The following is a 24,271-nucleotide window of genomic DNA, read 5'->3' as shown; positions in this document are numbered from 1 at the left end:
GTGCGCTTCCGGCGCACCCACCGGTCCCGGCTACCTTCCCTTCGTGCGCGTGTCAACGGTGCTGCGTCGCGACGGCATCCGCCCGACGCTGGAGTCTCCCGACGAGAAGGAGTTCACGATGTCGAATCCCGACGTGTACCCGACCGATGCAGAGCAGCCCGAGACGCAGGGCGACGACCCGGTCGAGGCCGAACTCGGCGAAGACGGCCAGGGCGATATCGCGCCCGAGGACGAGGGCGGTGGGCACAGCGGCGACGCGCCGACCGACCTGAGGGACGGTTCCGAATGAGCGGCATCGACGAAGAGGGCCAGCGCCCCGAGAACGTGTCGTCCCCCGCAGACGGCGATGCGCACGGACGGATCGCCGAGCACCTCGCCGAGCGCGGCGGTGACGCGGCCGCGACCTCGGGCGAGGTCCCTGCGGGAGGAGCGGGAGCCGACTCGGGCGCTGCAGAGGCCGTCGGCGTCGAGCGCGGATCGCGATCATCCGTGCCCGACGAGTCGACGCACAACGACGAACCCGGCATCGGCACACGGCGTCCTGACGTCGACGAGGCGAACCGCGACGAGGGCGACCCCGGCGCGAACGCCTGAGGCCACCCCCGCCGAGGACTCACGCGGCAGACTCACACCGTCGAGGGGTGCAGCACCACCTTGATGCAGCCGTCCTCCTTCTGCTGGAACGTGCGGTAGAGCTCGGGGGCATCGTCGAGGGGTGCGTTGTGGGTCGTGAGGTCCATCACACCGATCGGATCGGCGATGTCCTCGACGAGCGGCACCAGGTCATCGACCCAGTGCTTCACGTTGCACTGCCCCATCCGCAGAGTGATCTGCTTGTCGAACAGGGTCTTCATCGGCATGATGTCGGCATCGCCCGCGTACACACCGCTCAGCGACACGGTGCCGCCGCGGCGGACCACATCGATCGATGCGTACACGGCGGCCAGTCGGTCGATGCCGACCTTGTCGAGCACCTGGCGCGCCGCCGGGTCCGGCAGCAGCCCCACGGCCTTCTGCACGAACTCGACGCCAGAGTTGCCGTGCGCCTCGAGGCCGACGGCATCCACCACGGAGTCCGTGCCGCGCCCCTCCGTCAGATCGCGCAGCTCCTCCACGATCGTGTCGGTGAGGTCGAAGGTCTCGATCCCGTGGCGCTCGGCCATCGCGCGGCGCTCGGGCACCGGATCGACCGCGAGCACCCGATAGCCGCGGTGTCGCCCGATGCGCGACACGAACTGCCCCACGGGCCCGAGACCCATCACCGCGAGCGTGCCGCCTTCCGGTACCTGGGCGTACTCGACGCCCTGCCAGGCTGTGGGGAGGATGTCGCTGAGGAACAGGTACCGTTCGTCGGGCAGGTCGGGGCCGACCGGGATGTGGTTGTAGTCCGCGAGCGGTACGCGCAGGTATTCCGCCTGTCCGCCGGGCACCTGGCCGTACAGCTTGGTGTAGCCGAACAGCGCGGCGCCGCTGCCGTACTCCCGCACCTGCGTCGTCTCGCACTGCGACTGGAACCCGCGCCGACACAGGAAGCACTCGCCGCACGCGATGTTGAACGGGATCACGACGCGGTCGCCGACCGACAGCCGCGTCACGTTCGCGCCGACCTCCACGACGACGCCCATCGGCTCATGGCCGAGGATGTCGCCGCGGTCGAGGAACGGCCCGAGCAGTTCGTACAGATGCAGGTCCGAGCCGCAGATCGCGGACGAGGTGATGCGGATGATCGCATCCTCGGGCTGCTGGATCACCGGGTCGGGAACCTCCTCGACCGTCACCGTTCGCTTGCCCTGCCAGGTCAGTGCCTTCATGGCGTCCTCCGCTCGTGTCGTCGTCCGCCCCACGGTCGTCGCCGATGTGGATCCCGCCTACCCGGTTGACAGGTGTCTCCGGGCATGCGACCCCCGCTCAGTGGAACGGGCAGCCTCGTCCGGAGCCGGCGGCGCGTACACGTGCCCCGGATGCGGGCTTGGTCGGCAGGCGGCGGCGGTTCACGTCGAGGCCGTCGTCGAGGATCCGGAGTCGCGGATCGCTCAGCACGGCGATCGCGGCGGACAGCCCCGCGATCACGAGCTTCTCCCCGGGGCATCGATGACCGGTCGCGACCTCGGCGCCACCCTGCGGGATGAACGTGCGCAGCGACTCGTAGTCGTCGACGTCGGTGAACCGCTCGGGGGCGAAGCGGTGCGGATGTGCCCAGGACTGCTCGTCGGTGTTCGTGCCGAGGATGTCGAGCACCACCCTTCCGCCCGCGGGAACCCGCACCTCGCCGATCTCGATGTCGGCGATCGCGCGCCCGGGGAGCATCGGCACGAACAGTGCCGTCCGCCGGATCTCCTGCGCGAACATCGTGGCGAGAGTGCCGCCCACCAGCGCTCCGCGCTCTTCCACCTCCGCGGCGATACGCGCGCGCCACTCCGGGCGGTCGTGCAGCTCCTTGGCGGCGAACGCCACGAACCGGGCCGCTGCGATCATGGGACGGATGCTGTTCTGCAGCTCTATGCCGGCGACCCGCGAGGGGAGGAGTTCGCCGTCCGGAGCGCGGTGCGCCGCCCACAGTGCGAGCGCCGTGCCCTCCCGGGCATCCAGTGAGCGCGCGCGGACGGCCTCGATGAGACGCTGCGCGTGTCGGTCCGACCACACCCGGTTGATGGCGGCCGCGAGGTACTCCGGCGAGTAGGGAACGCCGAAGCCGTCGACGATCTGCGCCAGTCGCGCCGACCACCGCGTCTTCGCCGCCGCGGTCCCCGGCAGGCCCGCCCACCCCATGATCGCGCGGCCGAGGGCCCCGACCGCGGCGTCGTACGCGCTGCGGGTGCCGCCGCGAAGCCACTCCTCGCGCTCGACCGCCCACTCCCTCTCGAGCCACGGCGTGAGGCGCTCGACCTGCGCGTCTTCGTAGGCGACTTCGACGAACGTGGCCTTGCGGTGCCGATGGGCTTCGCCGTCCAAGCTGTGCACCGAGCCGTGTCCGAACAGCGTCTCCTGAACGAGGGCCGGCATGGCGCCGTGGCGCGCGATGCGGGACTCGTCGTAGAACAGCTCGACGCCCTCCGCGCCGCGCACGAACGCCGTGTCGTCGCCGAGCAGCCGCATCGGCGCGGACCGGGAACCGGGCTGCGCTCGCCGCCAGATGCGCTCGCCGAAGTCGTAGCCGCGGGTGAGGAGCGTCGGGGAGTCGTCGTGCACGATCGCGTCGACCGCGCGCGACACCCGGGAGGTCAGTCTCTGGAACATCCTCCGACCGTGCCAGGAGCGGTGACCCCGCTCCAGGGGGGAGCGTTCGCGATCCGGATGTGGTATCCGGGTCGACGCCGCGTGTGTCAAGCACCTGCTGCGAAGAGACCGTGTCGTCCAGGATGGCCGTGGACGGAGGAATCATGACGAGCAACACCCGAGAGATGGCGTGCACCACCGACGATGTGTTCCGCGTGCTCGCGAACGGCTGGCTCTACCCCGCGTGGGTGGTCGGAGCCTCCCGCATGCGCGATGTCGACGAGTCCTGGCCGGCGGCGGGCTCGCAGCTGCACCATTCGGTCGGGGTGTGGCCGGCGCTGCTCGACGACACGACCGAGGTTCTGGAGTGGGATCCCCCGCGAGGCATCATGCTCCGTGCGCGTGGCTGGCCGATGGGTGAGGCGCAGGTCACGCTGCGAGCACGCACGACTCCCACCGGGTGCCAGGTGCGCATCGACGAGGAGCCGGTGAAGGGGCCGGCCGCACTGATCCCGCGACTGTTCACCGCACCGATGCTGCGCTGGCGCAACGCCGAGACACTTCACCGTCTCGCCTACCTCGCCGAGGGGCACGCGGAGTCGTCGTGACCCAGGGCTGAGTGGTCTTCCTGTTCGGCGGCTTCACGCGCTGAGGGCGAGCGCGACGGCCGCCTCGACGTGCAGGGCTGTCGTGGGGAACACCGGGACCGGCGCATCCTCCGCCGAGACGAGAAGCTCGATCTCCGTGCATCCCAGCACCACGCCCTCGGCGCCCCGCAGCACCAGACGCTCGATCACGTCGACGTACCGCCGTCGCGAGTCGTCGCTGATGATGCCGTGGACGAGTTCGTCGTAGATCACCCGGTGCACGGCGGCACGATCCTCCGCATCGGGGACGATCGTGCGGATGCCGTGTGCGGCGAGCCGATCCGCGTAGAACGGCTGCTCCATCGTGAAGGCGGTGCCGAGCAGCCCGACCGTCGTCAGGCCGGACGCGCGGATGGCTGCGGCCGCGGGATCCGCGATGTGCAGGAAGGGGATGCTCACGGCCGCCTCGATCCGATCCGCCACCAGGTGCATCGTGTTCGTGGCGAGCACGAGCAGTTCGGCTCCCATTCCCTGGAGTGCTGCGGCGCGGTCGGCGAGGAGACCGCCAGCGGCGTCCCAGTCGCCTCGAGCCTGCATCGCCTCGATCTCGGCGAAGTCCAGCGAGTCCAGCACGATGCGCGCGGAATGATGTCCGCCGAGCTGTGCATGCACGCGCTCGTTCGCGAGCCGGTACCACTCCAGCGAGGACTCCCAGCTCATGCCGCCGAGCACTCCGATGGCCTTCATCGCGACGTCACTCCCCCGCGCCGTCCTTGAACTGCCGCTCCCAATCCCGCAGCTCGGAGCGGCCGATCAGCGAGTCGAGCGACACCTGGAACAGCAGCCCCTTGCGGGCGTTGACCTGCTTGATGTTGTCGACGATCTGCGTCGTGAGCCCGGCGAGGGCCTCCCGCACCTCGTCGACCCGCTCCTGCGGCGAATCCCACAGGTCGGGCCGGGTGAGCAGGTCGAGCAGGTAATCGGGTTCGAGTGCCGCGACGAGCCGGGCGAGCTTGTCGGCGTACTCGGCCTCGGCGAGCATGACCTGGTCCGCCTCGGCCTTGGCGTCGAGCCGCACGAAGAGCTGCTCGACGTGGGAGGCGAGCGTGTCGATCGACGCCGCCGTCTCCGCCGCGACCGCGTCGCCCCGGAGGTTCGCGTAGTCGACGCGCAGTTCGCGCAGCCGGTTCACACGCAGGCGGATGGCCGGAGGCAAGGGGTCTGCGGTGGCGGCAGCCTTCGGTGCACGGCGCCGACGCAGGACGAGGGCGATGGCGGCACCGGCGGCCGCGGCGAGGACGACACCACCGATGACGAGGGGAAGGATCGCATCTCCTGCTTCGCCCGCGGTCTCCCCCGGCGACGACGGGGCCTCCTCGACGATCTGGTTCACCGTCTCGACGAGCGCGGACTGCGTGTCACCACCGGCCGCTGCCTCGTTCTCGTTGGCGATCCGCAGCACGTCGTTGCTGTCGATCACCGTGGAGCCCGCCTGCAGGTCATCCCCGACGGCGAGCACGACGGTCGTCTGCGGCACCCGCTCGCTGAGCCTGTCCAGCAGTTCGAGGTCGTAGACGGTGCCCAGGTCCGCGTCCTCCGGAAGCACCACGACGGCGATCGTCCGGTCCCCCGGCACGGCGGCCGCCAGCGCCTCGGTCAGGGCTGCCTGCCCCTGCACGCCCGGCGCGACGTAGACGTCGCCCGACTGAAGGGCCGCGATCGCGTCGGTCACTCCGCTCGGGTCGGATGCCGTGGTGCTGATCATCCTCACCTCAGAAGTTGTTGATCACGGAGGCGAACACGAGGTCGATGCGCTCGGCGTCCGAGGCGTCGAACATCTGCCCCCCTGTGGCATCCGCGATCCGCTGCAGCGCCGAGGTGTCGGCGCCCTCTCCGTATGCGATGGGGAAGATGCGCACCGGGGCATCGGTGCCGCCCTCCTTCGTGCTCTTGCCGATCTTCGCGATCAGCGAGTCGAGTGAGGTCGTGGAGTCGGTGTCTTCGCCGTCGGACAGCACCACGATCGCGTTGATGCGTCCGGGTTCGGCGCGCTCGCCCATGGCCTCGTACGCGGTGAGGATCGCGTCGTACAGCGGGGTCCCGTTGCGCTGCGCGTACCGAAGGTCGTCGAGCGACGAGTCGAGCTTCTCGCCGTCGGCACCGAGCGCCGACACGTCGCGCAGCACCTGGATGCCTTCGCCCTCGTCGGACTCGACTCCGGTCGTGAAGGCCCAGACGCCGACCTCGTCGGTCGACCGGAAGTGGTCGAGCGTGGTCTGCGCTCCCTCGATCGCCCCGTCGAGTCGCGAGCGTCCGTCGCCGATCGGGTCGTCCATCGAACCGGAGATGTCGATGAGTTCGAGTACGGAGGAGGGCTTGCGCACCTGGGTCCACTGGTCGATGGCCGTCGAGATGACATCCACGTCGGGCTTGGGCAGTGTCACGGCGGGCTGTGCGGGGTCGACGCCGAAGCTGGCGGTGAAGAGATCGCCGAGGGCGACGGACTCGTCGAGCGGGCGGAAGCCGTATTCGGGGAGGATCTGCTGGGCCGGCGTGGTCTGCAGGAAGGCTGCGAACGCCTCGCCGGCTGTGCGCTGCTCGGGGGTGATCCAGTCTGCTCCGAGCACCGTGACCGGGTTGTCGGACCACATCGAGCCGCCAGAGGGGTACACAGCGACGAGCTTGGTCTTCGGCGGGGTCAGCGTCTCTCCCGGCTGCACGGTGTGCGAGTCGGGGTTCCCCTTGTTGTAGTTGAGCAGCGAGGTCTCTTCGAGGGCGACGGCCGAGACGTACGCCGAGCCGTTGGCGCCGTTCTGGGTCTCGTCGTACAGGGTCGAGAGCACGTTGCCGGTCGTGTCTCCGTAGTGGATCACGCACTCCTCGAACACCCGGGAGAAGTCCTCGGCAGCGTCCACGTCGTCACCCGTGAGTCCCTCCGACTTGCCCGAGGCTTCGTACGACTGCATCAGGATGGTCGACAGTCCGGTCGTCGAGGTGTTCGGGTTCGTCTTGGAGATCTTGAACGCGCCCCAGATGTCCTTGCCGACGCTCCCCCAGCCCTCGGGGTTCTGGCACAGACCCTCGAGGTCGGTGATGCTGATGGGGGTGTCCGGCCACCCCAGAGCCTTGGCCATGGGTTCGGGCATCCCGAACACGACGGGGGTGCGCGTGAACGAGGCGGGCTCGCCGACGAGATTCGGCGAGGCGGCGGCGGCGACACGGTCGGTCCACACGGTCGATGCGGGTGACCACAGTGTCGGCCACAGGGCGCGGTCGTCGCTGGGCCAGTCGTCGCCGGAGGTGAGGTAGCGCGCGGCGTTGCCGGAGGAGACGTTCGTCGGGCGCACCGTCGCGCACGTGTCGAGTCCCTCGTGCTCGGGAGATTCCTTGAACGCCGTCGCGAGCTCGTCGAGCATGTTGACCTTCTCCGACGAGGTCGCCACCGTGATGTGGGTGCAGCCGTCGTCCGGGAACCCCTGTCCGGCCTCGGGCTCCGGGTCTTCTCCCCCGCCCGTGCAGGCCGCGAGAACCAGTGCGGCGACGGCTGCTGTGGCCAACGCGGCGGGTGTTCGCCGGAACAGGGTCCTTCGTGCGGTGCGAGGCGCGCTCATGCGCCTAGGCTACCCAGGTATCGGTCTCGTGATCACGCAGTTCCTGCGCGCATGAACTCCTCTGCGGCGCGCACCTGCTCCGCAGAGGGGCGGACGCCCGTGTAGAGGACGAACTGCTCGAGCGCCTGCAGTGTCGCCACCTCTGCGCCGGTGATCACGGTCTTTCCTGCGGCGCGACCGGCGGCGATCAGCGGCGTCTCGGCGGGAAGGGCCACCACGTCGAAGACGACCGAGGCCGCGGCGATCGTCTCGGTCGCGAACGCCAGAGTGCCCTCGTCCGCTCCTCCGGCCATCCCGATCGGGGTGACGTTGACCAGGATGTCCGCGGTGGCGCTGCCCACTCCCGGACTCCACGCGAACCCGTACAGATCTGCCAGCGCGCGACCGCTCGTCTCGTTGCGGGCGACGACGGTGACGCACGAGAACCCGGCATCGCGGAAAGCGGCTGCGGTGGCCTTCGCCATGCCGCCGGAGCCGCGCAGCAGTACGGACGCCGCGGGATCGAGGCCAGAGCGCTCGATCAGCTGCACGATCGCGGAGTAGTCGGTGTTGTAGGCGGTGAGCACGCCGGCGTCGTTCACGATCGTGTTGACCGAATCGATGGCCGTCGCAGAGGGATCCATCCGATCCACGAGAGCGATCACGTCTTCCTTGTACGGCATCGAGATCGCGCAGCCGCGGATGCCGAGTCCGCGCACGCCGGCGATGGCCAGTCGGAGGTCGGTCGGAGCGAAGGCCTTGTAGATCCAGTTCAGCCCGAGCGCGTCGTAGAGGTGGTTGTGGAACCGTGTCCCGTTGTTGCTCGGTCGAGCCGACAGCGAGATGCACAGGGTCATGTCCTTGTTGAGCAGCGTCACCGCATCAGGGTACTCGCGTGCCGCGCGAGTCCTCCCCTATGGTGAAGGTGCATGCACAAGGGGATTGATCGTCTCCGTCTCTCCCCAGGAGACGGACGGCCCACCCCAGGGGCAAGACGATCCGTGCATGCGATTGGGCCCTCTCGAGTAGTTCAGTCCCCAATGGGCTACTCGAGGGGGCCGCTATCGTCATCCTCCCACCGATTTTCGCCCTTGTCCCCCAAAAGGGGGACAAGGGCGCCGAAAAGGAGCTAGGCTGTTTCTGACGCACCCTCCGGTCGTCTTCGGCCCTCATCGCTCCCCCCGCGGTGAGGGCCACACCATTTTCCGGGCGGCATCCGGCCTCCTCGCCGCGACTCCGCCGCGTGACGGCCGTGTAGCGCTCGTGCAACATTTGGATTACCTTCTCGCCGGCGCTATTCCCCTCGGGGCCTCCTCCACTAGCGTTAGCGATGTCGGGGCATCCCTGCGTCGGCTTTTTACCCAGCAGAACAGGCAGTACATGAGCACCCAGGGCACGGTCAAGTGGTTCAACTCGGAGAAGGGCTTCGGCTTCATCTCCCCCGACGACGGAGGCGCTGACGTCTTCGCGCACTACTCCGCCATCCAGTCATCCGGCTACCGGTCTCTCGAAGAGAACCAGCGAGTCGAGTTCGATGTGGCACAGGGTCCGAAAGGCCTTCAGGCAGAGAACATTCGCCCCGTCTGAGACGGGCGAGACACGGAACTCCCCGACCGGAGCGCGCATCTCGCGCGACATCCGGCGGGGAGTTCTGTGCTTCGTGCGGGTCGATGAGGCCTCGCGCGCAGCTGAGCACCGCTTAGACACGGGTCCCCTGCGGAAGCGGCGGGCGGTGGATCAGTCGAGGAGGAGTCCTCGGAGCTCGTCGACCGTGGAGACGCGGAACGCGGCATCGTCTCCTTCGTGGTGGTCGCTGAAGCCCCAGTCGACGAAGATGACGGGAACGCCGTTCGCCAGCCCACCCTCGACGTCATGGTGACGGTCGCCGACGAGCACGGGTCGTGCCGTGTCGGCCCCGAGCTCACGAAGTCGGCGCAGAGCCTCGGCGACGATGTCGGTCTTCGAGGCGAGGGTCGATTCGTCGGGTGTCGCGCCGACGGTCGTGAGGAACGCGGGCCGGAGGCCGAAGTGGTCGACCAGCGCGTCGACCTGGTTCTCCGGCTTCGAACTGGCGGTCGCCTGCGGCACGCCGGCGGTGTGCAGATCGTGGATGAGCTCGGTGACGCCGGGGTAGGTCGCGACATCGGTCGTGTACCCGTCGGCCTTGCCGAGTGTCCGGTAGAAGGCGACCGCCTCCGCTGACTGCTCCGGCGTCATGCCCGCCTGGTCCTGGAACGACTGGAACATGGGAGGCCCGATCCAGTGCACCAGCTCCTCGCGCGTGGGTGCCGGGTGCCCGAAGTGCGTGAGCGCGACGTTCAACCGGCGGAGGATGCCGACGGAGGCGTCGACGATCGTGCCGTCGACGTCCCAGAGCACGCAGGAGAAGGGGGAGTGGGGCATGCCTCCAGCCTAGGGTCACGCGGGAGGGTGATCACTCACCCTGCACAGGTGTGCAGTGAGCTATCTTCTCCACACCTTACGTGAATGCGTTGTGTCCCCATATAAGGTCGTGACAATGACGGGGCAACGGGTGAGAATGGGGGCTGTACGTGTCGATGGAAGTCATCACGATGCTGGCGACAGCGGCAACACTGCTGGTGGCGATCGTCAGCGGCTTCGGGTGGATGATCACTCGGATGGAAGCGCGGTTCGCTGCGCAGGAGGCGAGGCATGAGGCGCGCTTCGACAGGATCGACGACCGGTTCGACCGTGTCGACGACAGGTTCGACCGTGTCGACGATCGGTTCGACAGGCTGGAGAAGCGGATCCACGGCATCGAGCTCGAGATGACCGGCGTGAAGATCGCGGTCGCGCGACTCGAGGGGCCGACCCGCGGCTGATGATGGTGCGATGACCGGTCGGAACCGGAGAGGGAGCGGGTGAGGACGACTGCGGGTCAGAACAGACGGGGGATGCCCGACTCGATCCCCTTCATGTCGTCATAGTCGAGAACGAGGCAGCGGATGCCGCGGTCCTCGGCCAGCACACGTGCCTGCGGTTTGATCTCCTGCGCGGCGAAGACGCCCTGCACGGGGGCGAGGTGAGGGTCGCGCCCGAGCAGTTCGAGGTAGCGGGTCAGCTGCTCGACGCCGTCGATGTCGCCACGGCGCTTGATCTCGACCGCGATCGCGGCACCTTCGGCATCGCGCACGAGCAGGTCGACCGGCCCGATCGCGGTCGGGTACTCGCGGCGCACGAGGGTCGCGCCCTCGGAGATCCGATCCACCTGCTCGGCGAGCAGCCGCTGCAGATCGGCCTCGACGCCGTCCTTCTGCAGCCCGGGGTCGACACCGAGCTCGTGGGACGTGTCGTGGATGATCTCGTAGATCTGCACCCGCAGCGCATCGCCGGTCTTCTTGTGCGTGACGCGCCACACTTCGACGACGCCGGCGCTCGACTCCTCCTCGCCGGGCTCCTCGCTCGACAGCGAGCACGGCGGGCTCATCCAGTTCAGGGGTTTGTAGCTGCCGCCATCGGAGTGCACGAGCAGACTCCCGTCGCCCTTATGCACGAGCAGACGCGTGGCGAGCGGGAGATGGGCATTGAGCCGACCGGTGTAGTCGACCGAGCAGCGGGCGATGACGAGACGCACCCGTCGAGCCTACTTCGTCGCCGTCCCGTTGTTCGCCGCCTCGGTGTGTGGCGATCAGTTGCCGAGGAAGCCGCCGAGCGCCTCGAAGATGCCGAGCTCGGTTGCGGCGGAGCGGGCGATCAGGAACCCGATGATGCCGATGATCCACGCCGTGTTCTCCGCCCCTGTGCGCTGCATCCAGGCGGCGAAGCGCTGCAGGGGCCTTTCGACCAGGGGAGCGGCGACGAGGCGGAGGATCAGCAGCACGATCGCGGGGAGGATCATCAGCGCGCAGTATCCGACGAGGGACAGCACCCGCAGCGGAGTGTCGATTCCGGCGTCCGCCAGCATGGTCATCGCCACGATGTACGGAAGCATGGTGGCGACTTCGACGAGGCCGGCGGCGATCGCCACCGCCATCACGGCCGTTCCGCGAGTGCGCGGGTCGAGCAGACGCTCCCGCCAGCGGGTGATGCGCCCGGCCGGAGGAGCAGACGCGGTGTCGGCAGTGGCCGCGTGCGGCGTCAGGGGGGCGGCGACCGTGGTCTCCGGCGCGGACGACATGCCCGTCGGCGAGATGCGAGGTGCTGAAGGTGCAGCGGTCGCCGAGGGGGAGGCCTTCGCCTCCGCCTTGTCGCCCGTGGGCATCACGAAGGCGGTGATGAGCAGCGCGCCTCCCACGACGAGACGGATGATCATTCCGGCGGGAGATGCGAGGAACTCGGAGGCGACGTCGACCAGGTTCACGAGTCCCCAGAGGAACAGGAGGCCGACGACCAGATAGAACGCGGTGATCGTGACGAGGTAGAGGAGGATGCGCCCGACCCGCACGCGGCCGGGGTGCAGGAGCAGGAACACCGGGATCAGGAGCGTGCCGACGCTGAGGCCGTCGATCAGCGCCAGGAGCGCGAGGGAGAGGGGGAGCGGCAGCCCGCCGAAGAGTTCCATGCGTCAACGCTCTCCGAAACACGGATGCGGCGAATCGGGCGAAAGTCGCGTCCCGCCTCCTCGTCTCATCCCTTGGTCGGATGCGCGGGGAACCGTGTCGTGATTGCATGAGGACATGCACGAGCAGGTCCACGGCGGCATCGGCGCCTGGTATCGCCGGCACCGCTGGTGGGCCGACCCGGTCGGGATGGCGATCCTCGCCGTCGTCATGGCCGGACTCGGCTTCCGCGGAATCTGGGGACCGTTCTCGATCCTCGCCGCTCCCGTCTCGCCGTGGTGGGCACTGGTGCTCGCGCTTCCCGCCTGTGCTCTCGCGCTCGCGAAGCGTCGCTTGCCGATGACCGTGCTCACCCTCGTGTCCGTGCTGTTCGTGGTCGACTTGCTGACGGTCGGCGGCATCGGAACTCTCGTCGTCCTGCTTGATGTGCTCTGGACGGCTGCCTTCCTCGCCGGGGAGCGGGGCCGTCGCGCTCTGCTCCTGCTGCTCGGGGCGTCGACGCTCGTCCTCTTCGTCGCCGCATGGCTCTTCACCGACGTCTCCTTCGCCGTCGCATTCCTCATCGGGGTGCAGTTCGGAGCGATCTTCGGCACGGACTACTGGTGGGCGGTCGCGGTCTCTCAAGCGCACGAGCTGGCCGAACTGCATCGTCAACGGGCAGAGGACGCCGCGATCGTCGCGGAGCGGGACAGGGCCGAAGCCGTCCGACGCGAACGCGAGACCATGGCGCGCGAGCTGCACGACGTGGTGGCCGGACACGTGATGGCGATGGCGATCCGTGCGGAAGCAGCATTGTCGACCGAGCCGGATCGCACGAAGGACAGAGCAGCGCTCCAGGCGGTTCGCGATGCCGGCCTCGATGCCCATGGCGCCCTGAGATCCATGATCTCGGTGTTGCGGCGCGGCGACGGGAACCTGGCGCGACCACCGCGCTGGGGCGATCTCGACGCCATCGTCCAGGAGGCCGAGCGGGCGGGACTGGTCGTCGACCACTCCATCGTCGACCTCCGCGACCTCGGCACCGGACCTGAGCAGGCCGTCGTCCGCATCGTCAGGGAGGCGGTGGCCAACTGCATCCGTCATGCCGGCGGTGCGCACGTCGAGATCGTGGTCGATCGCGATGACGACGACGTGCGGGTGATGGTGCGATCACGAGGAGGTGTCGCCAGCGCTGCTGTCGCGCGGATCGGCGACGGCTGGGGCCTGCAGATGCTGGAGGAACGCGTGGCGGCGCTCGGCGGGGCGTTCACCGCAGGACCCGAGGCCGACGGCTGGGCGGTCGAGGGTCGGATCCCGATCGAGGTGCGGGTATGAGCGCCCCGACCGTGCTGCTCGCCGACGACCACTCGGCCATCAGAGCGGGCCTTCGGATCATGCTGGAGGCGCACGGCATCACCGTGGTAGGGGAAGCCGCGGACGGCGATGTCGCCGTACGCAACGCGGCTGCACTGCGCCCGGACGTCGTGCTCATGGACCTGCGTATGCCCGGCAGGGACGGCGTCTCCGCGACCCGCGAGATCGTCGACCGCGGGCTCGGCGACGTGCTCGTGCTGACGAGCTTCGACGAAGACGAGCTGGTCTTGGGGGCGATCCGCGCTGGTGCCGTCGGCTTCCTCCTGAAGACGGTGGATGCGCCGACCCTCGTGCAGGCTGTGCGTGCCGTGGCCGCGGGCGACGGAGCGTTGGACCCTCGCGTGACTCGGCGTGCGCTCGCCGCGGCGGCGAGCGGTGCCGATCCCGTACCGCCGAGTCGTGCGGCGCAGCCCGAGCTGACGGCGCGGGAGCGGGAGGTGCTCGACGGCATCCTGCGTGGGTGGTCGAATGCGCAGCTCGCGACGCGCCTGCGCATCTCGGTTCCGACGGTCAAGACGCACGTGTCGAACGTGCTGATGAAGCTCGGCGCGCGCAGTCGATCCCACGCTGCCGCGCTCGTGCGCGAACGCGAGATCTGAGGGTCAGCCCTCGCGGGCGCCGTTCGCCGCGATCTTCTCGTCGTCGCGCAGCGGACGGGCGGCGCCGGAGAACAGTCCGGAGAGGACGACGAGTGCGACCAGGATGAACAGCGTGTTCAGCAGGCCGATGTGCTCGCTGATGATCCCGAGCACGGGTGGTCCGCCGAGGAACGCGACGTACCCGATGGTGGCGGCGGCGCTCACGCGAGCCGCGGCCTTGGCGGGGTCGTCCGCGGCAGCCGACATGCCGAGGGGGAAGCCGAGCGAGGCTCCGACGCCCCAGAGCGCCGCCCCGACGAGCACGAGGGGGAAGGTCGGAGCGAGGATGAAGAGCAGGATCCCGGAGGCCGCCGTCACGGCGAGGATCCGCAGCACGGCGACCCGGCCGAACCGGTCGACCAGGGGCCCTCCGAACAGGCGCACGGTCGTCATGCCGATCGAGAACACGGCCAGCGCCAGGGCGCCGGTGCCTTCGGTGAAGCCGTGCCCCTGCTCCGTACCGAGGGCGATCCAGTCGTTCGCACCGCCTTCCGCGAACGACATGCCGAGCATCACGGTCCCCAACAGGTAGGTGCGAGGCTCGCGCCACGCCTCGAGCGCGGTGTGCATGCGCTCCCGGAACGGCGGCTTCTCGTGTCCTTCCGGGTCGAGAGCGGCTTCGCGCACGGGCACCTGCAAGTAACAGGCGACCGCGATCGCGGCGATCAGCACTCCCATGACCGTGGCGTGGGTCGCGACGTCGAAGGCCAGCTGCGCCGCGAGCGCACCGATACCCGCGCCGATGACCGTGCCGAAGCTGAAGAACGCGTGGAACACCGGAAGGATCGTGCGCCCCATCTGCTGCTCGATCGCCGTCGCCTCGACGTTCATCATGACGTCGACCGATCCGTTGCCGAAGCCGAACAGTGCCATGCCGATCAGGACCACGGGAACTGAGCTGAAGACGTTGGCCCCCAGTCCCACGAGGACGATGCCCGCGGCGAAGGTCAGCATCGTGAGGAGCATGCCCCGTCGTGCCCCGGTGCGAGCCATCACGGCGGGTCCCGTCGAGATGCCGATGATCGAGGCGACCCCCATGCCGAGCAGGATCAGGCCCACCTGCGCATTGTCGAGGTCGAGCGCCTGCTTGATCCCCGGGACGCGCGACGCCCAGGTCGCGATCGACAGGCCGCTCGCCAGGAAGATGGCGAAGATCGCGGCGCGCCAGCGGACGAACTGCGAACGGGTGAGGGCTGCATCCATGCCGGATAGCCTATCGAATCGATTCGACCCTTGGGGATGGAAGACGGCTATCCTCGAAGTATGAGCAGTCAGGAGACGCCGCGTCGTGCCACGATCGCCGACGTCGCCCGCGAGGCGGGGGTCGCGACGTCCACGGCCTCCGTCGTCTTCAGCGGGAAAGCCAAAGTCGCCCCCGCGACCAGGGAGCGCGTGCTCGCCGCCGCAGCCGAACTCGGCTACGCGGGCCCGGATCCCCGTGCGGCATCATTGCGGCGCGGGCGCAGCGGCATCGTGGCCGTGGTGCTCGAAGGCCACCTGCGTGCGGCCTTCCTCGACCCCGTGACGACGGCGATGATGGACGGACTCACCGACGGACTCGCCGAGCTCAGCTCCGGCATCCTGCTGATGCGCGACGACCCCGGCGATGAGGGCGCGGCGATCGCGAGCGCCCCGGTCGATGCGTTCGTGCTGATCGGATGCTCCGGCCGTACCAGGGCATCTCTCGAGGTCGTCGTCGGTCGTGGGCTGCCCGTCGTCGTTATCGAAGGCGACGCAGGGGAGTCGATCCCGCGCATCACGCTCGACAACGCCGCGGCCTCCGCCGACATCGCTCGACACGTGCGCGACCTCGGTCACCGCGATGTCGCACTCGTCACGCTGCCGCTCGACACCGACCGCGAACGTGCTCTCATCACTCAGGAGAGGCTCGAACAGGCGACGGTGGACGTGACGATCCACCGCCTCGCGGGCACACGAGAGGTGTTCCCCGACGCGCCGGCGATCTCGGCGTCGGGCAGCCTCATCGACGAGGGGGTGCTGGTGGGGAGGATGCTGCTCGCCGACCCCGCCACGAGGCCCACCGCCGTGCTCGCACAGAGCGACCTGCTCGCCGTCGGCGTGATCCGTGCCGCGGAAGAGCTGGGGCTGCGCGTGCCGGAGGACCTCTCGGTCGCCGGATTCGACGGGATCGCCCTCGACGGTCTCGGCGACCTCAGCCTCACGACCAGCGTGCAGCCCGCCGTGGAGAAGGGGCGCGCGGCGGGAGAGCAGGTCGCGCGCATGCTGCGCGGCGAGCCCGGTGTCACCCAGCACCTCACCTGCCGGTTCCACGCCGGCACGACGACGGCACGCGCACCGCGCTGACCGGAACCCCCGTCAGCTCCGCTGAGGGCCGAGCGGCAGCGTCGCGGCGCCGAAATCGAGGATGCGGTATCTGCCGCAGTCGACCACCTCATCGGGCACCGCCGGCACAGGCAGCTGCCACGGGACGGTCTGCGCATCCTCCACGAGGAACGACACCTCGCCGACCTCGAAGTCGCGACGGTCCACCAGCCACGCATATCCGTTGAGCTCGTGATCGACCTGCACGAGTCGTGCCGGATCCTCGAGGTGCAGTTTCGGCAGACGCACCGTCCAGAACTGACCCCCGCCGACGCGATCCGATGCGTCGACCCAGTCGGTCACACAGGTGCGGTCGGGGTCGGTGGCCCCTGCGGCGGTCGCCAGTCGGGGAATGCTGAGAGCGCCGCCGAACATCAGCAGCACCCCGGTCGCGCCGATGAGGAGCAATCGCGCTCGCCGCGGGACTCGAACCACGCGGGGCCAGGCGACGAGAGCGAGCACCGGGGCGAACGCGAGCGGCTGCAGGTAGCGCGCCGCATGGGTGCCGAGGGCGACGGCGCCGACCGCGACGAGCAGCGGCGTGATCCACGCGAACGCAGCCACGAGGCGCGCTCCCGTGTCTGCGACCCGCACCGTGCGGTGTACTGCGAGCGCGAGGAGAGCGAGGACGATGACACCCCCGACGACCCCGGTCGGCGTGGACATGCGATCTGCGAAGAGGCCGGAGTAGTAGTCGAGGGACTCGGCCCAGCGCTCGGGCTGCGCGTAGCCCGCCCCGCTTTTCGTGATCCATGCCTGAAGCGGAATGCGACCGAGGAAGCCGATTGCCGTGCCGCACAGCAGCACGGTGAGGAGCAGTGCAAGACGGATCCGGTCCCGCGAACGGACGAGCAGCACGGTGAGCAGCAGGGTGAGCGGAACCGTCGCCCACACCGCGTACAGCGGGTTCGAGAGCGTGGAGACGGCCGCCGTGAGCACGAGAAGGACGAGCATCATTCCACCGCCGACCGGGCGATCGAGGACCCGCCGTACGAATCCCACGGAGAGGACCGCAGCGATCACGGTGCCGGAATAGTAAGTGGTCGTCAACGACAGGGAAGCCAGCTCGAGGGCATCCCGCGATGTCGAGATCTCGGTCATCGCGATCAGGGAGAACACCGTGAGGCCGAGAAGGGACCACGCGACGGGCGCTGAACCCGCCCGCCGGCGGCCGGCCACGAGCCGAAGCGCGCCGAAGAGGGCGAGAAGGTTGAGCACGGCGTTCACGGCGAGCACGCCGTCGACCTCGAGGGGGAGCAGGGCATCGAGGCCCGCGAACACCGCCGTCTCGGGGACGAAGAGCACACTCGACAGGGCCCAGTCCGCCGGTCCTCCGGCGAGCAGAGAGCGCGCGAACATCCCCACGATCAGGGAATCCCCGTCGCGGAACAGCAGCTCCGAACGGGCGGAGGATGCGATCTGTGCCGCGGTGATGAGCGACACCGCCAGGGCGCCGGACCACCCGGCCAGCTCTCGCACCCCAGCCCGGCCCATGCGCCCACTCTCGCACGATCGTGCAAGCCGTGGACCTCGGAACCGCTTCGCCCCGGTAAACTGGCCTGACACCCGCCCGCCTGTGCCGCATGGCCGACGAGCCCTGAGGGAGCCGCGTATATGCTGATGCTCCTCGCCGTGTTCCTCCTCGGGTCGCTGTTGATGCCCGTTCTGGTGCGCTGGCTCGGAGCCCAGGCGTTCGCGATCGCGGCCCTCGTCCCGGCAGCGGCCTTCGTGCACGCGCTCGTCATGACACCGCAGGTGCTCGACGGTCCGGTGCCGTTCGAATCCATCGAGTGGATCCCGCAGCTCGGTCTCGACCTGTCCATGAACATGGACGTCCTCGGCTGGGTGCTGACGCTGATCGTGACCGGCGTGGGAGCGCTCGTGCTCCTCTACTGCCGGTGGTACTTCCACGACGACACCGTCGGCATCGGCCAGTTCGCCGGCGTGCTGCTCGGGTTCGCCGGTGCGATGTACGGACTCGTCCTGACCGACGACCTCGTCATGCTCGTCATGTTCTGGGAGGTGACGAGCATCCTCTCGTACCTCCTGATCGGGCACTACCGTCGCCGAGCCGCCAGCCGACGCGCGGCCCTGCAGGCGCTGCTGGTGACGACGCTGGGCGGACTCGTGATGTTCGTCGGCGTGGTGCTGCTCGTGGTCGACACCGGCACCTCCAGCATCCGCGAGATCCTCGAGATCGCCCCGACCGGTCCGATCGTGGATGCCGCGATCGTCATGCTCCTCGTCGGAGCGATCAGCAAGTCGGCGTTGTTCCCCTTCCACTTCTGGCTCCCCGGGGCGATGGCGGCCCCCACGCCGGTCAGCGCCTACCTGCACGCCGCGGCGATGGTGAAGGCCGGCATCTACCTCATCGCCCGATTCGCCCCGATCTTCGCGTTCAGCGCCACCTGGCGTCCGATCGTCATCACCCTGGGCATCCTCACGATGCTGCTCGGCGGCATCCAGGCGCTGCGCGAGACCGACCTCAAGCGCGTGCTGGCGTTCGGCACCGTGAGCCAGCTCGGGTTCTTCGCCGTGGTCGTCGGGTATGGCACTCAGGCGGCCGCCCTCGCAGGGCTCGCGCTGGTCATCGGCCACGCGCTGTTCAAGTCGGCCCTGTTCCTCATCGTCGGCGTGATCGACCGTCAACTGTCCACGCGCGACATCACCGAGCTCTCCGGTGTCGGGCGGCAGGCTCCCGTCATGGCGACGGCGGCATTCATCTCGGTCGCCTCGATGGCCGGCATCGCGCCCACCATCGGTTTCGTCGCCAAGGAGTCCACGCTCACCGCGCTGCTCGACGATGCCCTCGGGGGCTCTCCCTGGGGTCTTGTCGCCCTCATCGGGGTCGTTCTCGGCTCTATGCTCACTGCGGCATATGGTGTGCGCTTCCTGTGGGGAGCCTTCTGGAAGAAGCGGGACGAGCACGGTCGTCAGGTGCCGGACACGGCGTGGCCCGACCCGCCGGTCGGCTTCCTCTCGGCGCCGATCATCCTCGCCGGCGTCACCATCGCCGCAGGGATCGGGGCTCCTGCCCTCGACATCGCGCTCCAGGGGTACGCGGCCACCGCGACGCCAGGGCTCGATCACGCGGGCGATGCCGTCGAAGGGCCGGGGCACCTCGCGCTCTGGCACGGCTTCGAACCGGCCCTCGGCATCTCGATCCTGTCGATCCTGCTCGGCATCGGGCTGTTCCTCCTCACCCGCAAGACCGGGTGGGATCGCAAGACGCGGATGCTGCGATTCACCGCGGCAGACGTGTACTACTTCGTCGTGCGCGGCGTCGACCGCCTCTCGGTTCTCAGTACGACGTTGACCCAGCGAGGCTCGCTGCCGGTCTACGTCGGCACGATCTTCGTGGTGTTCGTCGCCGCCGAGGTCACGGCTCTGATCGCCAGCGACATCGACCGCTACAACCTCTCGGCCTGGCATACCCCTGCGCAGATCGTGGTGGCGCCCATCATGGCGATCGCCGGCGTCTTCGCGGTCCGTGCGCAGAAGCGCTACACGGGGGTCGTGCTGGTCTCGGTCACGGGACTCGGGATGGTCGTGCTGTTCGCGACGAGCGGCGCCCCCGACCTCGCGCTCACGCAGATCCTGGTCGAGACCGTCACCATGGTCACGTTCGCCCTCGTCCTTCGTCGGCTCCCCGCCCGCATGGGCGAGCACAACGCCTCCGTCGGTCGGGTCCCGCGTGCGCTCCTGGCCATCGGTGTGGGCGTGACGATGGCGTTCGTCGCGGTCGTCGCGACCCAGTCGCGCGTCGCGGACCCGATCTCCGAGGCGTTCCCGAAGCTCGCGTATGAGATCGGCCATGGCAAGAACGTCGTCAACGTGGCGCTGGTCGACCTGCGTGGCTGGGACACGATGGGCGAGCTCTCGGTGCTCGTGCTCGCCGCGACCGGCGTGGCATCTCTCGTCTTCGTGACGCACCGGGCCGACCTGCTCGCCGCGACGAAGAACCTGCCGCGAGCGACCCGCAAGGCCGCGCGCAGCAGGCCGCTCGTCGAGACCACCGAAGGCATCCGCTTCCAGACCACCGAGAACGAGAGCAGCCCGCGCGCGTGGCTCGTCGGCGGGCAGAAGATGAAACCGGAGAACAGGTCGATCCTGCTCGAGGTGATCGTCCGCATCCTGTTCCACACGATCATCGTGGTGTCGATCTTCCTGCTGTTCTCCGGCCACAACCTGCCCGGTGGCGGCTTCGCGGGCGGACTCGTCGCCGGTATGGCACTCGTGATGCGCTACATCGCCGGCGGTCGCTGGGAGCTCGGGGCAGCGGCCCCGACCGACGCCGGCCGGCTGCTGGGCGCAGGACTCATCCTCGCCGTCGGCACCGCTGTGGTCCCCCTCTTCTTCGGCCTCGCACCGCTCACGAGCACGTTCTGGGAGTGGGAGATCCCCGGCATCGGGCATATGGAGTTCGTCACGTCGACGATCTTCGACATCGGTGTGTACCTCGTCGTGATCGGGCTGGTCCTCGATGTGCTGCGCAGCCTCGGAGCCGAGGTCGACAGGCAGGCCGCTCTGCGCACGACCCCGGGGCCCGAAGGCTTCCTCTCACGGGGCGGGAGGAGCAGCTGATGGATGTCTCCCTCACCCTGATCGTCATCATGGCAGTCCTCTTCGCGTGCGGCGTGTACGCGATGCTGGAGCGCAGCCTGACCCGCGTGCTGATCGGCTTCCTGCTGCTGGGGAACGCCACGAACCTGCTGCTCCTGATCGTGATGGGCGTGCCGGGGAACGCGCCGTTCTTCGGTACGGAGGGCGAGCTGAGCGACCCGCTCCCGCAGGCGCTCACCCTGACCGCGATCGTGATCACCTTCGCCGTGTCGGCGTTCCTCCTCGCGCTCATCTACCGCTCCTGGCAGCTCGGTCAGGCCGACACGGTCGAGGACGACGAGGCCGACATCGCGCTCCGCGAGCGCACCGACGCCGACGAAGACGTCATGGACGACGAGTCCGAGACCGACGACGACGAGGCGACCACCGACTTCGTCGGCGTGCAGACCGCGCCGATCACGGTGCTGCACATGCGCGATCACCCCGCCATCCACGACGATGCCCCCTTCGACGCACCGACCGGATGGGGTGCCGAACCCTCATCGCGGCCGGACGACGAGGAGTCGACCCCCGACGAACCACACGACCGCGACGAGAACGAGGAGGGCAGGCCATGACCGCCCTCGTCCCCCTCCTCGTCGCACTGCCGCTGCTCGGCGCGGCGGTCACGCTCGTGTTCGGGCGCAACGCCAGGCTCCAGGTCGTCGTCACCGTGGCCACTCTCGCCGCTGTCTCGGTGATCGCCGCCGTGCTCCTGGTCGTCGTCGATTCCGGGGCGCCCCTCGCGGTGTCGGTCGGCGGATGGCCCGTGCCGTTCGGCATCGTGCTGTACGTCGACAGGCTCGCCGCGCTGCTGGTGCTCATCTCCAGCATCGTGCTGTTGGCGGTGCTGCTCTTCTCGATCGGCCAGGGAGCGGCGGACGGCACGGACGAGACCCCCATCTCGATCTTCAACCCCTCGTACCTGATCCTCGCGGCCGGCATCTTCAACGCCTTCATCGCCGGCGACCTCTTCAACCTCTATGTCGGGTTCGAGATCCTGCTCGTCGCCTCCTACGTGCTGATCACGCTCGGCAGCACGGAGTCGCGGATCCGCACCGGCGCGGTCTACATCGTCGTCTCGCTGGTGTCGTCGATCCTGTTCCTCGCCTCGATCGCGATGATCTACGGCGCGCTGGGTACGGTCAACATGGCCCAGATCGCCGAGCGGATGTCCGAGCTCCCGCAGGAGACGCAGCTGGTGCTGCACCTGATGCTCGTGGTCGCCTTCGGCATCAAGGCCGCCATCTTCCCGGTGTCGTTCTGGCTGCCGGACTCGTACCCGACCGCTCCGGCCCCGGTCACGGCGGTGTTCGCCGGCTTGCTGACGAAGGTGGGCGTGTATGCGCTGATCCGCACCGAGACGCAGCTCTTCGCCTCGAACAGTATCGATACGCTGCTGCTGATCATCGCTCTCGCGACCATGATCGTCGGCGTGCTCGGCGCAGTGGCGCAGGCCGAACTCAAACGAATCCTGTCCTTCACGCTCGTCAGCCACGTCGGCTACATGATCTTCGGTCTCGCGATAGCGACACCCGCTGCCATCGGCGCCACGGTGTACTACATCGTGCACCACATCGTCGTGCAGACCACGCTGTTCCTGGCTGTCGGGCTCGTGGAACGCCGAGCGGGAAGCACCTCCATCCTGCGCGTCAAGGGGCTGCTGAAGGTCGCCCCCGTCATCGCGGTGCTGTACTTCGTTCCCGCGATCAACCTCGGCGGCCTGCCGCCGTTCTCGGGGTTCATCGGCAAGTTCGCGCTGTTCGAAGCTGCGGCATCCGTCGGAACTCCGATCATGATCGTGCTGATCTTCGGTGGCATCATCACCTCGCTGCTGACGCTCTACGCCCTGATGCGCGCCTGGAACCTCGCCTTCTGGCGTGAGGAGGAGGACTCCACCGAGACCGAAGGCCGCATCTCCTACCTGGGCAACGCCCCCGCCGCCGACGAGCAGCAGGAACGTCGTCGCATCCCGAAGATCATGACCCTCGCGACCGGGGGCATGGTCGCGGTGACTCTGGCTCTGACGGTCTTCGCCGGACCCCTGTACGCCCTCTGCGACCGGATCGGCGCCGGTCTTCTGCAGCCCGTGAACCTCGTGCAGCTGGAAGACGAGGTGGGCTGATGGGGCGCGACACCCGACGTCACCTCTGGCGCGACATCCGTGTGCAGCTGCCGTTCCTCGCGTGGCTGGTGGTGCTCTGGATGCTCTTGTGGGCGCAGTTCACGGTGCTGTCTTTCCTGACCGGGCTCGTCGTGGCGATCTTCGTCACTCGCGTCTTCCGACTGCCGACCGTCGCCCTCTCCGGGCGCATCAACCTCTGGTACGCCGCGCTCTTCGTCGTGCAGTTCCTGTTCGCGGTGCTCCGCGGTGCGCTCTCGGTGACCGTGCAGGTGTTCGACTTCCGGCGTCAGCCGGGCACGGCGATCATCGCGGTGCCCCTGCGGTACGCGGACGACCTGGTGATGACGCACGTCGCCGTCGTGTCCTCGCTGGTCCCCGGCTCGCTGGTGGCCGAGACCGACCGGGATCGACGCATCCTCTACCTGCACGTGATCGGCGTCAGGAACCTCGAAGACGTGGAGAAGCAACGCGCAGGAGTCCTGCGGTGGGAGCAGCGGGTCGTGCGTGCGCTCGGCGATCCCGCTCAGTACCGTGCACTCAAGGCCGACGAGCGCGCCGGCCTCGGGCTGACGAAGGGCGGTGCCCGATGAACATCCTGCTGCTGCTGATCATGGTGGTGTTCGGCATCGCCGCGGTTCTCGCGCTGATCCGCATCGTGCGGGGACCGTCCATCCTCGACAGGGCCGTGGCCTCCGATGTGCTCCTCACCGAGGTGATGTGCGTGATCGGAGCGGAGATGGCGATCAACGGTCACACCCGGAACATCCCGGTGCTCCTGATCATCGCGGCCATCGGAGTGTTCGGGTCGATCGCCGTCGCCCGGTTCGTCGCGAGAAGGGACAACACGACACCATGAACGTGTTCGGTCTCATGATCCCTGATGCCGTCATCGATGTGGCGGTCCTGGTCCTCATCCTGCTCGGCGCGCTGCTGTGCCTGTCGGCCGCGGTCGGCCTGCTGCATTTCCGCGACGTCCCCTCGCGGCTGCACGCTGCCACCAAGCCGCAGGTCCTCGGGCTGCTCCTCATCTGCATCGCCATCGCTCTGTCGCAGCGCTCGATCGGGGGCATCCTCGTCGGATTCGTGCTGGTCGCCCCTGTCGTGTTGATGCAGTTCGCCACGGCTCCGCTCTCGGCGCACATGGTCGGGCGGCAGGCCTATCGCAACGGGACCATCGAGCAGCGCGGTCTCGTTGTCGACGAGCTGGCCGAGTCGAAGCAGACTCCTCCCGCCGCCGGCTGACGTCGCCGGCTGCCCCGGTGCTCGATGCCAGCTCACCGCGTCGGATCAGGCCATC

The 24,271-nt window shown here is 68.8% G+C and carries 25 protein-coding genes; 14 read left to right on the top strand and 11 right to left on the bottom strand.

What is annotated here, in order from left to right; all coding sequences use genetic code 11:
- The first annotated feature begins 43 nt into the window (after window positions 1–43).
- The gene (locus tag AB0E56_RS02715) at window positions 44–289 is read left to right on the top strand and encodes a hypothetical protein (protein ID WP_359796537.1); all 246 of its coding nucleotides are present in this window, start codon (window positions 44–46) and stop codon (window positions 287–289) included.
- Window positions 286–594, top strand: coding sequence for a hypothetical protein (locus AB0E56_RS02710; protein ID WP_359796536.1), 309 nt, complete (start codon window positions 286–288; stop codon window positions 592–594). The genes AB0E56_RS02715 and AB0E56_RS02710 overlap by 4 nt, the downstream gene beginning before the upstream one ends.
- A gap of 32 nt (window positions 595–626) precedes the next feature.
- On the opposite strand, the gene AB0E56_RS02705 is transcribed toward AB0E56_RS02710, so the two are convergent.
- Window positions 627–1,811, bottom strand: a complete 1,185-nt coding sequence (locus tag AB0E56_RS02705) for a zinc-dependent alcohol dehydrogenase (protein WP_359796535.1) — start codon at window positions 1,809–1,811, stop codon at window positions 627–629.
- A gap of 97 nt (window positions 1,812–1,908) precedes the next feature.
- Window positions 1,909–3,237 carry a cytochrome P450 gene (locus AB0E56_RS02700; protein ID WP_359796534.1) on the bottom strand — a complete coding sequence of 443 codons (1,329 nt, stop codon included), beginning with the start codon at window positions 3,235–3,237 and terminating at the stop codon, window positions 1,909–1,911.
- A gap of 143 nt (window positions 3,238–3,380) precedes the next feature.
- On the opposite strand from AB0E56_RS02700, the gene AB0E56_RS02695 reads away from it, so the two are divergent.
- Window positions 3,381–3,824, top strand: coding sequence for an SRPBCC family protein (locus AB0E56_RS02695; RefSeq protein WP_359796533.1), 444 nt, complete (start codon window positions 3,381–3,383; stop codon window positions 3,822–3,824).
- Window positions 3,825–3,857: 33 nt separating this feature from the next.
- Here the strand turns inward: AB0E56_RS02695 and AB0E56_RS02690 are convergent, their stop codons facing one another.
- From AB0E56_RS02690 to AB0E56_RS02675, 4 genes are read right to left on the bottom strand one after another with little or no spacing between them, the layout of a single operon-like run.
- Window positions 3,858–4,550, bottom strand: coding sequence for an aspartate/glutamate racemase family protein (locus tag AB0E56_RS02690; RefSeq protein ID WP_359796532.1), 693 nt, complete (start codon window positions 4,548–4,550; stop codon window positions 3,858–3,860).
- 7 nt (window positions 4,551–4,557) lie between these two features.
- The gene (locus tag AB0E56_RS02685; protein ID WP_359796531.1) at window positions 4,558–5,568 is read right to left on the bottom strand and encodes a hypothetical protein; all 1,011 of its coding nucleotides are present in this window, start codon (window positions 5,566–5,568) and stop codon (window positions 4,558–4,560) included.
- Window positions 5,569–5,575: 7 nt separating this feature from the next.
- Entirely contained in the window at window positions 5,576–7,414 is a 1,839-nt protein-coding gene (locus AB0E56_RS02680) for a substrate-binding and VWA domain-containing protein (protein ID WP_359796530.1), read from the bottom strand.
- A 32-nt stretch (window positions 7,415–7,446) separates the two neighbouring features.
- The gene (locus tag AB0E56_RS02675; protein ID WP_359796529.1) at window positions 7,447–8,271 is read right to left on the bottom strand and encodes a shikimate 5-dehydrogenase; all 825 of its coding nucleotides are present in this window, start codon (window positions 8,269–8,271) and stop codon (window positions 7,447–7,449) included.
- Between the two features lie 502 nt (window positions 8,272–8,773).
- Here AB0E56_RS02675 and AB0E56_RS02670 point away from each other — a divergent pair.
- The gene (locus AB0E56_RS02670) at window positions 8,774–8,980 is read left to right on the top strand and encodes a cold-shock protein (RefSeq protein ID WP_017203899.1); all 207 of its coding nucleotides are present in this window, start codon (window positions 8,774–8,776) and stop codon (window positions 8,978–8,980) included.
- 150 nt (window positions 8,981–9,130) lie between these two features.
- Here AB0E56_RS02670 and AB0E56_RS02665 read toward each other — a convergent pair whose 3' ends face one another.
- Entirely contained in the window at window positions 9,131–9,796 is a 666-nt protein-coding gene (locus tag AB0E56_RS02665) for an HAD hydrolase-like protein (RefSeq protein WP_359796528.1), read from the bottom strand.
- Window positions 9,797–9,945: 149 nt separating this feature from the next.
- Between AB0E56_RS02665 and AB0E56_RS02660 the strand changes: the two genes are divergently transcribed.
- Window positions 9,946–10,236: a response regulator gene (locus AB0E56_RS02660; RefSeq protein WP_359796527.1), complete on the top strand. Its 291-nt coding sequence runs from the start codon at window positions 9,946–9,948 to the stop codon at window positions 10,234–10,236.
- A gap of 56 nt (window positions 10,237–10,292) precedes the next feature.
- Here the strand turns inward: AB0E56_RS02660 and nucS are convergent, their stop codons facing one another.
- Together nucS and AB0E56_RS02650 are read right to left on the bottom strand one after the other, a co-directional pair.
- The gene (nucS, locus tag AB0E56_RS02655; protein ID WP_183151430.1) at window positions 10,293–10,988 is read right to left on the bottom strand and encodes an endonuclease NucS; all 696 of its coding nucleotides are present in this window, start codon (window positions 10,986–10,988) and stop codon (window positions 10,293–10,295) included.
- A gap of 54 nt (window positions 10,989–11,042) precedes the next feature.
- Entirely contained in the window at window positions 11,043–11,915 is an 873-nt protein-coding gene (locus tag AB0E56_RS02650; protein ID WP_359796526.1) for a GAP family protein, read from the bottom strand.
- 115 nt (window positions 11,916–12,030) lie between these two features.
- Here AB0E56_RS02650 and AB0E56_RS02645 point away from each other — a divergent pair, with 115 nt between their 5' ends.
- Together AB0E56_RS02645 and AB0E56_RS02640 are read left to right on the top strand one after the other, a co-directional pair.
- Window positions 12,031–13,227, top strand: coding sequence for a histidine kinase (locus AB0E56_RS02645; RefSeq protein WP_359796525.1), 1,197 nt, complete (start codon window positions 12,031–12,033; stop codon window positions 13,225–13,227).
- Window positions 13,224–13,865, top strand: a complete 642-nt coding sequence (locus AB0E56_RS02640) for a response regulator transcription factor (RefSeq protein ID WP_359796524.1) — start codon at window positions 13,224–13,226, stop codon at window positions 13,863–13,865. Before AB0E56_RS02645 ends, AB0E56_RS02640 begins: the two co-directional genes overlap by 4 nt.
- A gap of 3 nt (window positions 13,866–13,868) precedes the next feature.
- Here AB0E56_RS02640 and AB0E56_RS02635 read toward each other — a convergent pair whose 3' ends face one another.
- On the bottom strand, window positions 13,869–15,107 hold the full coding sequence (locus AB0E56_RS02635) for an MFS transporter (RefSeq protein ID WP_359796523.1): 1,239 nt from the start codon (window positions 15,105–15,107) through the stop codon (window positions 13,869–13,871).
- A gap of 60 nt (window positions 15,108–15,167) precedes the next feature.
- Here AB0E56_RS02635 and AB0E56_RS02630 point away from each other — a divergent pair, with 60 nt between their 5' ends.
- Window positions 15,168–16,229: a LacI family DNA-binding transcriptional regulator gene (locus tag AB0E56_RS02630; protein ID WP_359796522.1), complete on the top strand. Its 1,062-nt coding sequence runs from the start codon at window positions 15,168–15,170 to the stop codon at window positions 16,227–16,229.
- 12 nt (window positions 16,230–16,241) lie between these two features.
- Here the strand turns inward: AB0E56_RS02630 and AB0E56_RS02625 are convergent, their stop codons facing one another.
- The gene (locus AB0E56_RS02625; RefSeq protein WP_359796521.1) at window positions 16,242–17,741 is read right to left on the bottom strand and encodes a hypothetical protein; all 1,500 of its coding nucleotides are present in this window, start codon (window positions 17,739–17,741) and stop codon (window positions 16,242–16,244) included.
- Window positions 17,742–17,861: 120 nt separating this feature from the next.
- Between AB0E56_RS02625 and AB0E56_RS02620 the strand changes: the two genes are divergently transcribed.
- From AB0E56_RS02620 to mnhG, 6 genes are read left to right on the top strand one after another with little or no spacing between them, the layout of a single operon-like run.
- Window positions 17,862–20,831 carry a Na+/H+ antiporter subunit A gene (locus AB0E56_RS02620; protein WP_359796520.1) on the top strand — a complete coding sequence of 990 codons (2,970 nt, stop codon included), beginning with the start codon at window positions 17,862–17,864 and terminating at the stop codon, window positions 20,829–20,831.
- The gene (locus AB0E56_RS02615) at window positions 20,831–21,427 is read left to right on the top strand and encodes a Na(+)/H(+) antiporter subunit C (protein ID WP_359796519.1); all 597 of its coding nucleotides are present in this window, start codon (window positions 20,831–20,833) and stop codon (window positions 21,425–21,427) included. Before AB0E56_RS02620 ends, AB0E56_RS02615 begins: the two co-directional genes overlap by 1 nt.
- Complete coding sequence (locus AB0E56_RS02610; RefSeq protein WP_359796518.1) at window positions 21,424–22,974, top strand: Na+/H+ antiporter subunit D; 1,551 nt, start codon at window positions 21,424–21,426, stop codon at window positions 22,972–22,974. Before AB0E56_RS02615 ends, AB0E56_RS02610 begins: the two co-directional genes overlap by 4 nt.
- Entirely contained in the window at window positions 22,974–23,564 is a 591-nt protein-coding gene (locus AB0E56_RS02605) for a Na+/H+ antiporter subunit E (RefSeq protein ID WP_359796517.1), read from the top strand. The genes AB0E56_RS02610 and AB0E56_RS02605 overlap by 1 nt, the downstream gene beginning before the upstream one ends.
- Entirely contained in the window at window positions 23,561–23,830 is a 270-nt protein-coding gene (locus AB0E56_RS02600) for a monovalent cation/H+ antiporter complex subunit F (RefSeq protein ID WP_021200077.1), read from the top strand. Before AB0E56_RS02605 ends, AB0E56_RS02600 begins: the two co-directional genes overlap by 4 nt.
- Window positions 23,827–24,216: a monovalent cation/H(+) antiporter subunit G gene (gene mnhG, locus AB0E56_RS02595; RefSeq protein ID WP_359796516.1), complete on the top strand. Its 390-nt coding sequence runs from the start codon at window positions 23,827–23,829 to the stop codon at window positions 24,214–24,216. Before AB0E56_RS02600 ends, mnhG begins: the two co-directional genes overlap by 4 nt.
- Window positions 24,217–24,271: the final 55 nt, after the last annotated feature.

The organism is Microbacterium sp. NPDC028030 (assembly GCF_040637855.1).
Classification (GTDB): Bacteria; Actinomycetota; Actinomycetes; order Actinomycetales; family Microbacteriaceae; genus Microbacterium.
Note: the sequence above shows the minus strand (reverse complement) of the source record. Positions and strands in the feature narration are given on the sequence as shown.

Bases quoted from the DNA above. Each gene is read 5' to 3' on its own strand.
- AB0E56_RS02710 (WP_359796536.1), top strand. From the start codon at position 286: ATGAGCGGCATCGACGAAGAGGGCCAGCGCCCCGAGAACGTGTCGTCC.
- AB0E56_RS02705 (WP_359796535.1), bottom strand. From the start codon at position 1,811: ATGAAGGCACTGACCTGGCAGGGCAAGCGAACGGTGACGGTCGAGGAG.
- AB0E56_RS02700 (WP_359796534.1), bottom strand. From the start codon at position 3,237: ATGTTCCAGAGACTGACCTCCCGGGTGTCGCGCGCGGTCGACGCGATC.
- AB0E56_RS02695 (WP_359796533.1), top strand. From the start codon at position 3,381: ATGACGAGCAACACCCGAGAGATGGCGTGCACCACCGACGATGTGTTC.
- AB0E56_RS02690 (WP_359796532.1), bottom strand. From the start codon at position 4,550: ATGAAGGCCATCGGAGTGCTCGGCGGCATGAGCTGGGAGTCCTCGCTG.
- AB0E56_RS02685 (WP_359796531.1), bottom strand. From the start codon at position 5,568: ATGATCAGCACCACGGCATCCGACCCGAGCGGAGTGACCGACGCGATC.
- AB0E56_RS02680 (WP_359796530.1), bottom strand. From the start codon at position 7,414: ATGAGCGCGCCTCGCACCGCACGAAGGACCCTGTTCCGGCGAACACCC.
- AB0E56_RS02670 (WP_017203899.1), top strand. From the start codon at position 8,774: ATGAGCACCCAGGGCACGGTCAAGTGGTTCAACTCGGAGAAGGGCTTC.
- AB0E56_RS02665 (WP_359796528.1), bottom strand. From the start codon at position 9,796: ATGCCCCACTCCCCCTTCTCCTGCGTGCTCTGGGACGTCGACGGCACG.
- AB0E56_RS02650 (WP_359796526.1), bottom strand. From the start codon at position 11,915: ATGGAACTCTTCGGCGGGCTGCCGCTCCCCCTCTCCCTCGCGCTCCTG.
- AB0E56_RS02645 (WP_359796525.1), top strand. From the start codon at position 12,031: ATGCACGAGCAGGTCCACGGCGGCATCGGCGCCTGGTATCGCCGGCAC.
- AB0E56_RS02640 (WP_359796524.1), top strand. From the start codon at position 13,224: ATGAGCGCCCCGACCGTGCTGCTCGCCGACGACCACTCGGCCATCAGA.
- AB0E56_RS02635 (WP_359796523.1), bottom strand. From the start codon at position 15,107: ATGGATGCAGCCCTCACCCGTTCGCAGTTCGTCCGCTGGCGCGCCGCG.
- AB0E56_RS02630 (WP_359796522.1), top strand. From the start codon at position 15,168: ATGAGCAGTCAGGAGACGCCGCGTCGTGCCACGATCGCCGACGTCGCC.
- AB0E56_RS02625 (WP_359796521.1), bottom strand. From the start codon at position 17,741: ATGGGCCGGGCTGGGGTGCGAGAGCTGGCCGGGTGGTCCGGCGCCCTG.
- AB0E56_RS02620 (WP_359796520.1), top strand. From the start codon at position 17,862: ATGCTGATGCTCCTCGCCGTGTTCCTCCTCGGGTCGCTGTTGATGCCC.
- AB0E56_RS02615 (WP_359796519.1), top strand. From the start codon at position 20,831: ATGGATGTCTCCCTCACCCTGATCGTCATCATGGCAGTCCTCTTCGCG.
- AB0E56_RS02610 (WP_359796518.1), top strand. From the start codon at position 21,424: ATGACCGCCCTCGTCCCCCTCCTCGTCGCACTGCCGCTGCTCGGCGCG.
- AB0E56_RS02605 (WP_359796517.1), top strand. From the start codon at position 22,974: ATGGGGCGCGACACCCGACGTCACCTCTGGCGCGACATCCGTGTGCAG.
- AB0E56_RS02600 (WP_021200077.1), top strand. From the start codon at position 23,561: ATGAACATCCTGCTGCTGCTGATCATGGTGGTGTTCGGCATCGCCGCG.
- mnhG (WP_359796516.1), top strand. From the start codon at position 23,827: ATGAACGTGTTCGGTCTCATGATCCCTGATGCCGTCATCGATGTGGCG.